The following is a 12,166-nucleotide window of genomic DNA, read 5'->3' as shown; positions in this document are numbered from 1 at the left end:
GCCGGTGGCGCACCGAAATCGGACCGGGACGGCCGCGGCGCGCACGGGCGTCGTGCGCCGGCGCTCTCCGCATTGGTGCGCCGGGCTTGAAGGGTGAGCGGAGGCGGTGGCGTCGGTGCGCGGGGCTTTTCCGTATGCTCGGGGCCTTGCAACGCGGGGCGAACGCCCCCACGAACCTCGAAGAACTTGCCATGTGCGGCTCCGAACTCCATTCCCTTCCTGAAGGTGTCCAGCGCGTCTCCCGCGTGCTGCAGGACGCCGGCCACCCCCATGCGCCCCGCATGCTCGACGACGCCTGCCGCACCGCGCAGCAGGCCGCCGACGCGCTCGGCATCTCGGTCGGTCAGATCGCCAAGAGCATCATCTTTCGCCGCAAGAGCGACGAGGCGGCGGTGCTGGTCATCACCTCGGGCGACAAGCGCGTCGACGAGAAGAAGGTCGACGCCATCGTCGGCAAGACCGGCCGCGCCGACGCCGACTTCGTGAAGGCGCGCACCGGCTTCACCATCGGCGGCGTCTCGCCGGTGGGCCATGTGACCAAGCCCGTGGTGCTGATCGACCGCGAGCTGTTCCGCTTTGAGGAAATCTGGGCCGCCGCGGGCCATCCGCATGCCGTGTTCCAGTTGCACCCGAACGATCTAGAGAAGCTCACCGGCGCGCCGGTGGCCGACGTGGTGTGAACTTCGACGAAGCGCACGCGCTCGCCGACCGCGCCACCGCCGTGCAGCGCATGGCCGGCGAGGTGCCTTCGCCATGCTCGTCGGTGTGCCGCATGGACCGCCTGAGCGGTTTCTGCGAAGGGTGCCTGCGCACCATCCCCGAGATTGCCGGCTGGAGCAAGATGGAAGACGACACGCGGCGCCAGGTGTGGCGCGCGATCGAACTGCGCGCCCAGGCGGGCATCTGGCGCGTGCCCGAAACCACCCCCGGAGACACCGACGCATGAAGCACATCGACTTTTATCTCGACTTCATTTCGCCTTACGCGCACCTCGCGTTCGAGCACCTGCCCGAGGCGCTCGAAGGCCTGAGCGTGAGCGTGGCCTACAAGCCCGTGCTGCTGGGTGCGCTGCTCAAGCACCACGGCCAGCTCGGCCCGGCCGAGATTCCTTCCAAGCGCAGCTGGACCTACCGCCACGTGCTGTGGCTGGGCCAGGCGCACGGCATCCCCATCGAGATGCCGGCCTCGCACCCTTACAACCCGCTGCCGCACCTGCGCCTGGCCGTGGCCACGGGCGACGACGGCAGCATCAATCGCCTGGCCGCCGAAACCCTCTTTCGCCACGTGTGGCGCGGCGGCGAAGAAGCGGGCGACGCCACGCGGCTGGCCGCGCTCACGGCGCAGCTGCAGCCCAAGCGCGACGTGAACGGCGACGAGAACAAGGCCCTGCTCAAGCGCAACACCGACGAGGCCGTGGCGCAGGGCGTGTTCGGCGTGCCGTGCTACGTGGTCGACGGGCGCCTGTTCTGGGGCTTCGACGGCCTCGCGATGCTGCGCGCCTACCTGCAGGGCGATGCGTGGTTCGACGGTCCGCAATGGACCGGTGCCGACCAGCGGCCCTCGTTGCTGCGCAGCAGCAAGGGCTGAAAAGGCCGGATGAGGACAAACCCGCGCAGGGTCTTTGTTTCTTACAAGCTGAAACGTGCAGCGCGGGTTTCACCCTAAACCGTAAGCGCCCGTTCAGTTTCGCGAAAGCCTCGGGTCAGTCGCGCCTCCAAAAATGCCTCACGGTCCCGAATGCCGGGCACCGATGAACGCATACATACACACCAGGAGACGACGATGGCAGCCACGCTAGATTCAAGGGGAATGCCGCATCCGGCCCCCCGGCCCATGTCCGCGGAGGAGAAGAAGGTCATCTTCGCCTCCTCGCTCGGCACCGTGTTCGAGTGGTACGACTTCTATCTGTACGGTTCGCTCGCCGCGATCATCGCGAAGCAGTTCTTCAGCGGCCTGGATGCGGGCGCGGCCTTCATCTTCGCGCTGCTGGCGTTTGCCGCCGGCTTCCTGGTGCGTCCGTTCGGCGCCATCGTGTTCGGCCGCCTGGGCGACATGATCGGCCGCAAGTACACCTTCCTGGTGACGATCCTGATCATGGGCCTGTCGACGTTCATCGTCGGCCTCTTGCCCAGCTACGCGACCATCGGCGTCGCGGCGCCGGTGATCCTGATCGCGCTGCGCATGCTGCAGGGCCTGGCGCTCGGCGGCGAGTACGGCGGTGCTGCCACCTATGTGGCCGAGCACTCGCCGCACGGCAAGCGCGGTGCCTACACCTCGTGGATCCAGACCACGGCCACGCTCGGCCTGTTCCTGAGCCTGATCGTCATTCTGGGCGTGCGCACCTGGCTGGGTGAGCAGGCCTTCGGCGACTGGGGCTGGCGCATTCCGTTCCTGGTGTCGATCCTGCTGCTGGGCGTCTCGGTGTGGATCCGCCTGTCGCTGAGCGAGTCGCCGGCCTTCCAGAAAATGAAGGCCGAGGGCAAGACCTCGAAGGCGCCGCTGTCCGAATCGTTCGGCGAGTGGAAGAACCTGAAGATCGTGATCCTGGCGCTGGTGGGCCTCACCGCCGGCCAGGCCGTGGTCTGGTACTCGGGCCAGTTCTATGCGCTGTTCTTCCTGACGCAGCAGCTCAAGGTCGATGCGACCACGGCCAACCTAATGATCGCCGCCGCGCTGCTGCTGGGCACGCCCTTCTTCGTGGTGTTCGGCACGCTGTCCGACAAGATCGGCCGCAAGCCGATCATCATGGCCGGCTGCCTGCTGGCCGTGGTCACGTACTTCCCGGTCTTCAAGATGCTGACCGAAGCCGCCAACCCTGACCTGGCCCGCGCGCAAGCCACGGCCGGCGTCACCGTGACGGCCGACCCGAAGACCTGCTCGTTCCAGGGCAACCCGGTGGCCCGCGAGATCGACTTCAAGAGCTCGTGCGACATCGCCAAGCGCTACCTCGTGCAGAACTCGGTGAGCTACGAGAACGTGGCCGGCGCGCCCGGCTCTGCCGCCGTCGTGAAGATCGGCAGCAAGACCATCGAGGCGCCCACCGGCGTGGTCGCGAACTCCAAGTTCGACGAGACCAGCGTCAAGGCCATCGCCGCCTTCAAGAAGGGCGTGGCCGAAGACCTGAAGGTTGCGGGCTACCCGTCCAAGGCCGACCCCGCCAAGATCAACAAGGTGCTGACCATCGTGTTGCTGTTCTGGCTGGTGCTGCTGGTGACCATGGTCTACGGCCCGATCGCCGCGATGCTGGTCGAGATGTTCCCCACGCGCATCCGCTACACCTCGATGAGCCTGCCGTACCACATCGGCAACGGCTGGTTCGGCGGCCTGCTGCCGACCACCGCCTTCGCCATCGTGGCCTCGACCGGCAACATGTACAACGGCCTGTGGTACCCGATCATCATCGCGGGCATCACGCTGGTGATCGGCACGCTGTTCATCCGCGAGACCAAGGACGTGGACATCTACGCCAACGACTGATCGGTGGCACCTGGAGGGAGCCGCGCGGCGGCTGCCCTCCGTTCAACAAAGAGGCTTCATGCCCACGGCATGAGGCCTTTTTCTTGAACGTTCTCTTCCCCTTTTTCTCACCTTCTCAGGAGACAGTCCCCATGTGGAAAATCGTTGTCGGCTTCGTCATCTTCGCTGCCATTGCCCTGTATGTGATTTCGATGGGCGGCGACAAGATCGACATGTCCGGCGAGAAGCACGGCGGCGATACGACGCACGCGCCGGCAGCCCCTGCTGCTGCAGGAGCTTCGGCACCGGCTGCCGCGGCTTCCGCCGCGAAGTAACGCGACGCGGTTCGCGTCAGCGCTTGAAGCGGCCTTCGCTGATGATGGCCAGGTCCGCGAAGTCGATGCCGCTGTGGTCCTGCGGCGAGTAGCTCACTTCGAGCCCGCCGCCCAGGTCGTAGCCCTTGAGGCTTTCGAGTGCCGCGAGCACCTTGGCGCGCGTGGGCTTGGGGCCGGCGCGGCGCAAGGCTTCCACCAGCACCTTGGCCGAGGCGAAGCCCTCGAGCGCGGCCGGTGACAGCTCGCCCTGGCCCTTGGCGCGGGCGAGCGTCAGCGCCTCTTTCACCATCGGCTGGCCCATCGAGCGTTCGTTGGGGAACACCTGCGTCACGATCACGCCGCGGCTGGCGTCGCCCAACTGTTTGATGAAGCCCGACGAGGCGTTGTTCGACAGCGTGACCACCTGCGCCGCCGAGCCCGCGGCGCGCAGCGCCTTGATGCCGTCGACCACCGCCACGCCCGAGCCGATCCACACCACCGCCTGCGCGTCGGCCTTCAGGATGGCGGGCACGATGGTCTTGTAGTCGGGCTTCTCGCGGTCGGCCGGCACGGTGGCGATCGGCTGGGCCTTGCCCTTGGTGAAGCCGTTCATCGCGCCCTGCAGCGCATCGGCGCCGAACGAGTCGGTCACGTGGACCACGGCGATGCGCGTGAGGCCGATGGTCAGCAGGTGCTGCACCGCCTTCTCGGCCTCGCGCTGGTAGGTGGCGCGCACGTTGAACACGTGCTTTTGCAGCGGCTTGTGCAGCACCATCGCACCGGTCGAGGGGCCGATGAGCGCCACCTCGTTCTTGTCCAGGTACGGGATGATGGCCTGCGAGTGCGGCGTGCCGCGGCTCATGAAGAGCGCGAGCACCTTCTTGTCTTCGATGAGTGCGCGTGCGTTGTCGCCCGCGCGCTTCACGTCGAAGGCGTCGTCCATGCGGATCACCTCGATCTTCTCGCCGTGGATGCCGCCCTGGGCATTGGCCGCGTCGATCACCAGCTGCGCGCCACCGATGGTCTCGTTCACGCTCGCAGCCACCGAGCCGGTCATGCCGGCGGTCTGGCCGATCACGATCTGGGCCGAGGCGCCCATGGCGCACAGCGCCAGCAGGACGGCCACGCTGAGCGCGTGCCGTGAACCTGCCACCTTCTTCTTCGTCATGGAAACCTTTCGGAGTCGTCTGCAGACTCGCCGGACAATTGTGAAAACAAATGTCGCATTTGTTTCACAAAGTGTCTCAAGGCGAATCCGGACAAACCCCTGCGCGGGCGCCGCCCATGTGGCGGGGTGGGCGGAAGCGTCACGATGCGCTCCCTAGAATGTTTGCCCCACCCCTCAAGGCACTCATGACACAGGGCTCCATCCGGATTCGCGGCGCGCGCCAGCACAACCTCCAGAACCTCGACCTCGACATCCGCACCGGCGAGATGACCGTGGTCACCGGGCCGAGCGGCTCGGGCAAGTCGAGCCTGGTGTTCGACACCCTCTACGCCGAAGGCCAGCGCCGCTACGTGGAGACCTTTTCCGCCTACGCGCGCCAGTTCCTGGACCGCATGGACAAGCCCGCCGTCGACAAGGTGGAGGGTGTGCCGCCCGCCATCGCCATCGACCAGACCAACCCGGTGCGCTCCTCGCGCTCCACGGTCGGCACGATGACCGAGCTGAACGACCACCTGAAGCTGCTCTACGCGCGCGCGGCCCAGCTGTTCGACCGAGAGACCGCGCTGCCGGTGCGCCACGACTCGCCCGACAGCATCTATGCGCAGATCGCCGAGCGCGCCGCGGCCGCGGGCGACCCGCGCATCGTCATCACCTTTCCGGTCGAGCTGCCCGCGGGCACGTCGGCCGAAGAAGTGACGCAGTGGCTGTCGGCCAGCGGCTTCACGCGCGTGCAGGCCGAGCGCGAGCTCGCCACGCCCACCGGCCCGCGCAAGGTGCTCGACGTGGTGGCCGACCGCTTCCGCATCTCGAGCGCCGAGCGGGCGCGCGTGGTCGAGGCGATCGAAGTGGCGCTCAAGCGCGGCAGCGGGCGCGTCACCGTGCATGCGACTGGCGCGGAAGAGAACGCGCCCACCGATGTGTGGAAGTTTTCGACCGGCCTGCACTGCCCCGAAAGCGACATCCGCTACACCGACCCGATCCCGTCGATGTTCTCGTTCAACTCGGCGGTGGGCGCCTGCGACACCTGTCGCGGCTTCGGCCGCGTGATCGGCGTCGACCTGGGCCTCGTGATCCCGAACGACAAGCTCACGCTGCGCGCCGGCGCCATCAAGACCATCCAGACGCCCGCGTGGAAAGAAGCGCAGGACGACCTCATGCGCCACGCCGAGGCCGCCGGCATTCCGCGCGACACGCCGTGGAACAAGCTCACCGAGGAGCAGAAGCACTGGGTGATCGAGGGCACGCCCAACTACAAGGAAGGCAACTGGAACAAGCAGTGGTACGGCGTGCGCCGCTTCTTCGGCTACCTGGAGAGCAAGGCCTACAAGATGCACATCCGCGTGCTCTTGTCGAAGTACCGCAGCTACACGCCGTGCCCCGTGTGCAGCGGCGCGCGGCTGAAGCTCGACAGCCTGATCTGGCGCATCGGCAGCAAGGAAGACGCGGATGCGGTGCTGCCGCCCGAGAAGCGGTTCATGCCCACCGGCGTGAAGTGGACGCGGGCGCAGCTCGAAGCGCTGCCCGGGTTGTGCCTGCATGACCTGATGCTGTTGCCCATCGAGCGGTTGCGGCGGTTCTTCGACCGCATGGGTTTGGCTCCCTCCCCCGCTGGGGGAGGGCAGGGGTGGGGGCACGCGGCCTCTGCAAAGGCTGTGGCGGTGGTGGAGGCCGAGAGCCCCCATCCCCACCTTCCCCCAGCGGGGGAAGGCGCAAGACAGGGCGAAGCCCAGGCCCTCAAGCTCCTCCATGAGGAAATCACCACCCGCCTGCGCTACCTGCACGACGTCGGCATCGGCTACCTCACGCTCGACCGCCAGAGCCGCACGCTCAGCGGCGGCGAGGTGCAGCGCATCAACCTCACGACCGCGCTGGGCACCTCGCTGGTGAACACGCTCTTCGTGCTCGACGAGCCCAGCATTGGCCTGCACCCGCGCGACATGAACCGCATCACCGAGGCCATGCTGCGCCTGCGCGATGCGGGCAACACGCTGGTGGTGGTCGAGCACGATCCGGCCGTGATGCTCGCCGCCGACCGCGTGATCGACATGGGCCCCGGCCCCGGCGTGCGCGGCGGACAGATCGTGTTCGACGGCACCACCGACATGCTGCGCGACGCCGACACGCTCACCGGCCAGTACCTGGGCGGGCGCAAGAAGATCGGCATGGGCTTCAAGCGGCTCGTGAGCGAGAACACGCACCGGCTCATTCTCGAAGGCGTGCGCGAGCACAACCTGAAGAACATCACGGTCGACTTTCCGCTCGCGCGCCTCGTGTGCGTGACCGGCGTGAGCGGCTCGGGCAAGTCGACGCTGATCCAGGACGTGCTGGCGCCCGCGCTCATGCGCCACTTCGGCAAGGCCACCGAAACGCCGGGCGCGCACGACCGCATGCTCGGCGCCGATCACCTGGGCGACGTGGTGTTCGTCGACCAGTCGCCCATCGGCAAGACCGCGCGTTCCAACCCCGCGAGCTATGTGGGCGCGTGGGACGCCATCCGCGAGATCTTCGCCACCGCGGCGCTGTCGCGCCAGCGCGGCTACACCGCGAGCAAGTTCAGTTTCAACTCGGGCGACGGTCGCTGCCCGACCTGCGGCGGCTCGGGCTTCGAGCACGTCGAGATGCAGTTCCTGTCGGACGTGTACCTGCGCTGCCCCGACTGCGACGGCAAGCGCTACCGGCCCGAGATTCTCGAAGTGAAGATCGAGCGCAAGGGCCGTGGCTACAACGTGGCCGACATCCTGGAGCTCACCGTGGCCGAGGCTGCGGCGCTGTTCGACACCGACCGTGACGTGCTGCGCGTGCTGCAGCCCATCGTCGACGTGGGCCTGGACTACGTGAAGCTCGGCCAGCCCGTGCCCACGCTGTCGGGCGGCGAGGCCCAGCGCCTGAAGCTCGCGGGCTTCCTGGCCGAAGCGGCCAAGAGCGCGACCGCGAGCCGCCAGATGGTGGCGCGCAAGGGCACGCTGTTTTTGTTCGACGAGCCGACCACCGGCCTGCACTTCGACGACATCGCGCGGCTCATGCGCGCGCTGCGCAAGCTGCTCGACGCGGGTCATTCGCTGATCGTCATCGAGCACAACCTCGACGTGATCCGCGCCAGCGACTGGCTCATCGACCTCGGCCCCGAAGGCGGCGAGGGCGGCGGCGAAGTGGTGGCCGAAGGCACGCCCGAGCAGCTGCGCGAGAACCGCGCCTCGCTCACCGGCGCGGCACTGGCCGACTACGAACTGGCCATCGGCCCCGGTGCCTACAAGGTGGCCGAGCGCGCCGCGCGGCGCTACATCGCCAATGCGAAAACGGCGCCGGGCAGCAACGCCATCGAGATCGTCAACGCGCGCGAGCACAACCTGAAGAACCTCAGCGTGAACATTCCACGCGGCAAGTTCAGCGTGGTGACGGGCGTGAGCGGCTCGGGCAAGTCGACGCTCGCGTTCGACATTCTTTTCAACGAAGGCCAGCGCCGCTACCTCGAATCGCTCAACGCCTATGCGCGCAGCATCGTGCAGCCCGCGGGCCGGCCCGAGGTCGACGCGGTGTACGGCATTCCGCCGACCGTGGCCATCGAGCAGCGCCTGTCGCGCGGCGGCCGCAAGAGCACGGTGGGCACCACCACCGAGGTGTGGCACTTCCTGCGCCTGCTGTACGTGAAGCTGGGCATCCAGCACTGCGTGCACGACGGCGCCGCCGTGCAGCCGCAGACGCCCGACAGCATCGCCGCGCAGCTCATGCGCAACTTCAAGGGCCAGCACATCGGCCTGCTCGCGCCGCTGGTGAGCAACCGCAAGGGCGTGTACACCGAGCTGGCCGACTGGGCGCGCCCGCGCGGCTTCACGCACCTGCGCGTGGACGGCGACTTTCTGCCGACCACGGGCTTCCCGCGCATCGACCGCTTCAAGGAACACAGCATCGAGCTGCCCGTGGCCAGCCTCGACGTGCTGCCCTCGCAGGAGAACGAGCTGCGCGCGGCGCTCACCCGGGCGCTGGAGCACGGCAAGGGCGTGGTGCATGTGCTGAGCGAACTCGACGGCCTGCGTGCCGCGATGGCGGCCGGCGTGTCGGCCACCGGCATCGGCCGCGTGCACGTGTTCTCCACGCTGCGCGCCTGCCCGGTGTGCAGCACCAGCTACGCCGAGCTCGACCCGCGCCTGTTCAGCTACAACAGCAAGCACGGCTGGTGCCCCGACTGCGTGGGGACGGGCGTGAAGCTCAGCAAGGACCAGCGCAAGGTCTTCGACGATTCGATCCGCGACGACGACAACAAGGGCCGCGAACAGACCTTCGCCGAGCCCGAGGTCGAAGACCTCGCCGACGTGGCGTGCCCGACCTGCGAAGGCACGCGCCTGAACGCCACCGCGCGCGCCGTGGGCTTCGGCACCGCGGCCGACGGCTCGGGCGGCATCGGCATCACGCAGTTGGCGCGCATGAGCGTCACCGAAGTGCGCCAGTGGTTCGAAGGGCTGGTGCTCAACGGCCGCGAAGCCGAGATCGCGCGCGACCTCGTGCCCGAGATCAAGAGCCGCCTCGAATTCCTCGAAGAGGTGGGCCTGGGTTACCTCACGCTCGACCGGGGCGCGCCCACGCTCTCGGGCGGCGAGGCGCAGCGCATCCGCCTCGCGGCGCAGCTGGGCAGCAACCTGCAGGGCGTGTGCTACGTGCTCGACGAGCCGACCATCGGCCTGCATGCGCGCGACAACCAGATTTTGCTGAACGCGCTGCACAAGCTCGGCGAAAAGGGCAACACGCTGGTGGTGGTGGAGCACGACGAAGACACCATCCGCCGCGCCGACCACATCATCGACATCGGCCCCAGCGCCGGCAAGCGCGGCGGCCGCCTCGTGGCCGAGGGCACGGTGGCCGACATCCAGAAGGCCGGCGATTCGCAGACCGGCCGCTACCTGCGCGATGCCATCAAGCACCCGCTGCAGGCGCGCCGCCTGATTCCCTCGCCCGATCCGAAGGCGGAAGACAGCGGCAACTGGCTCACCGTGCACGGCGCCGACCTGCACAACCTGCAGGACGTGACCGCCACGCTGCCGCTGCACCGCCTCGTGGTGGTCACGGGCGTCAGCGGCTCGGGCAAATCGACGCTCGCGCGCGACGTGCTGCTGGCCAGCGTGCAGGGCATCGTCGTGCAGCGCATGACCAAGGCCGGTCGCGACGCCGATGCCGCGGGCAAGCGCCCGGCCTGGGTCGGCTGCCGCGGCGTCGACGGCTACGCGGTCATCGACCGCGTGCTCGAGGTCGACCAGACGCCCATCGGCAAGACGCCGCGCAGCTGCCCCGCCACCTACATCGGCTTCTGGGACACCATCCGCAAGCTCTTTGCCGACACGCTCGAAGCCAGGGCGCGCGGCTACGGCCCGGCGCGCTTCAGCTTCAACACCGGCGAAGGCCGCTGCCCGGGCTGCGACGGCGCGGGCGTGCGCACCATCGAGATGAGCTTCCTGCCCGACGTGAAGGTGCCGTGCGAGGTCTGCCACGGCGCGCGCTTCAACCCCGAGACGCTGGCCGTGAGCTGGCGCGGCAAGAGCATCGGCGACGTGCTGAAGATGGAGGTCGACGAGGCGGTGGAGTTCTTTGCCAGCATGCCCAACATCGCGCATCCGCTGCAGCTGCTGAAGGACGTGGGCCTGGGCTACCTCACGCTGGGGCAGCCGTCGCCCACGCTGTCGGGCGGCGAGGCGCAGCGCATCAAGCTGGTGACCGAACTCAGCAAGGTGCGCGACGACATCACCCGCCGCGGCCAGAAACCGCCGCACACGCTGTACGTGCTCGACGAGCCGACCGTGGGCCTGCACATGGCCGACGTCGAGAAGCTGATCCACGTGCTGCACCGGCTGGTGAACGGCGGCCACAGCGTGGTGGTGATCGAGCACGACCTCGACCTGATCGCCGAAGCCGACTGGATCATCGACCTCGGCCCCGAGGGCGGCAACGCCGGCGGGCGCATCGTCGCGGCGGCGCCGCCGGAGGAGGTGGTGCGGTTGGGTACGCACACTGGCGTAGCTCTAAAGGCCGTGTTGGCACGTTGACGCGCGCAGGCGCACAATGGCTTGAACCCTTGGCGCAGGCGCATCCTGAATCAGCCATGGTGGAGACCATGTGAACGGATGAAGCGCCGTGTCAGGGCTACGCAAGGAGCCGCGCCATGACCCGCTTCATCGATGTGCACAGCCTGGTTCGCCTGGTGGATGAGACCGGCGTCCCGCAATTCCTCGTCACCCTGGCCGACGCGCTGCGCGACGATTTTCTGCGCTGGCGCGAGTTCGACAAGAAGGCGCGCGTGGCCAGCCATTCGCACCTGGGCGTGATCGAACTCATGCCCGTGGCCGACGACGGCGCCTACGCCTTCAAGTACGTCAACGGCCATCCGCACAACACGCAGGTCGGCCTGCCCACGGTCATGGCCTTCGGGGTGCTGGCCGAGGTCGACACGGGCTACCCCGTGCTGCTGTCCGAACTCACGCTCACCACCGCGCTGCGCACGGCCGCCACCTCGGCGATGGCCGCCAAGGCGCTGGCGCGGCCCGACGCACGCAGCCTCGCCATCATCGGCAACGGCTCGCAGAGCGAGTTCCAGGCGCTGGCCTTCCATGCGCTGCTGGGTATCGGGCAGGTGCGCGTGTTCGACACCGACCCGCACGCCACTGACAAGCTGGTGCGCCACCTCGCGGCCTGCACGCCGATGGAGATCGTGCGCGCCGGCTCCACCGCCGAGGCGGTGCGCGGCGCCGACATCGTGACCACCATCACCGCCTACCAGGGCCACGCGACCGTGCTCACACCCGAGATGATCGAGCCCGGCATGCACATCAACGCCGTGGGCGGCGATTCGCCCGGCAAGACCGAGCTGCATCCCGACGTGCTGCGCGGCGCGCGCGTGTTCGTCGAGTACGAGCCGCAGACGCGCATCGAGGGGGAGATCCAGCAGCTGCCGCCCGACTTCCCGGTGCACGAGCTGTGGCGCGTGCTGCTGGGCGAAGTGCCGGGGCGCGAGCGGCCCGAGCAGGTGACGGTGTTCGACTCGGTCGGCTTCGCGCTGGAGGACTACACGGCGCTGCGCTGCATCCAGCAGCTGGCGCTGGAGCGCGGCGTGGGCCGGCAGATCGCGCTGGTGCCCGAGCTCGACGACCCGAAGGACCTGTTCGGCCTCACCGCCTCGGGGCGGCGCCGGGCGGTGCTGCGGCGTGCGGCATGATGGCGGCCCCTGTCGTCACGCTTCTCGCTG

8 protein-coding genes are annotated in these 12,166 nt (G+C 68.3%); 7 read left to right on the top strand and 1 reads right to left on the bottom strand.

What is annotated here, in order from left to right; all coding sequences use genetic code 11:
* Positions 1 to 191: 191 nt before the first annotated feature.
* From RZE79_RS27145 to RZE79_RS27125, 5 genes are all read left to right on the top strand, one after another.
* Complete coding sequence (locus RZE79_RS27145) at positions 192 to 680, top strand: YbaK/EbsC family protein (RefSeq protein ID WP_056577405.1); 489 nt, start codon at positions 192 to 194, stop codon at positions 678 to 680.
* Entirely contained in the window at positions 677 to 946 is a 270-nt protein-coding gene (locus RZE79_RS27140; RefSeq protein WP_319357617.1) for a DUF1289 domain-containing protein, read from the top strand. The genes RZE79_RS27145 and RZE79_RS27140 overlap by 4 nt, the downstream gene beginning before the upstream one ends.
* The gene (locus RZE79_RS27135; protein WP_101490498.1) at positions 943 to 1,587 is read left to right on the top strand and encodes a 2-hydroxychromene-2-carboxylate isomerase; all 645 of its coding nucleotides are present in this window, start codon (positions 943 to 945) and stop codon (positions 1,585 to 1,587) included. The genes RZE79_RS27140 and RZE79_RS27135 overlap by 4 nt, the downstream gene beginning before the upstream one ends.
* 195 nt (positions 1,588 to 1,782) lie before the next feature.
* Positions 1,783 to 3,477, top strand: coding sequence for an MFS transporter (locus RZE79_RS27130; protein ID WP_153281930.1), 1,695 nt, complete (start codon positions 1,783 to 1,785; stop codon positions 3,475 to 3,477).
* Between the two features lie 131 nt (positions 3,478 to 3,608).
* On the top strand, positions 3,609 to 3,791 hold the full coding sequence (locus tag RZE79_RS27125) for a hypothetical protein (protein WP_153285922.1): 183 nt from the start codon (positions 3,609 to 3,611) through the stop codon (positions 3,789 to 3,791).
* A gap of 16 nt (positions 3,792 to 3,807) precedes the next feature.
* On the opposite strand, the gene RZE79_RS27120 is transcribed toward RZE79_RS27125, so the two are convergent.
* The gene (locus RZE79_RS27120; protein WP_373696513.1) at positions 3,808 to 4,938 is read right to left on the bottom strand and encodes an ABC transporter substrate-binding protein; all 1,131 of its coding nucleotides are present in this window, start codon (positions 4,936 to 4,938) and stop codon (positions 3,808 to 3,810) included.
* Between the two features lie 185 nt (positions 4,939 to 5,123).
* On the opposite strand from RZE79_RS27120, the gene uvrA reads away from it, so the two are divergent.
* Both uvrA and RZE79_RS27110 read left to right on the top strand, forming a co-directional pair.
* A complete protein-coding gene (uvrA, locus tag RZE79_RS27115; RefSeq protein WP_319357616.1) occupies positions 5,124 to 10,970 on the top strand; it encodes an excinuclease ABC subunit UvrA in 5,847 nt (1,948 codons plus the stop codon).
* Positions 10,971 to 11,086: 116 nt separating this feature from the next.
* Complete coding sequence (locus RZE79_RS27110; protein WP_153281931.1) at positions 11,087 to 12,136, top strand: ornithine cyclodeaminase; 1,050 nt, start codon at positions 11,087 to 11,089, stop codon at positions 12,134 to 12,136.
* The last annotated feature ends 30 nt before the right edge of the window (positions 12,137 to 12,166 follow it).

The organism is Variovorax sp. EBFNA2, assembly GCF_033802765.1.
GTDB lineage: Bacteria > Pseudomonadota > Gammaproteobacteria > Burkholderiales > Burkholderiaceae_C > Variovorax > Variovorax paradoxus_H.
This window is presented reverse-complemented; position numbering and strand designations above follow the sequence as displayed.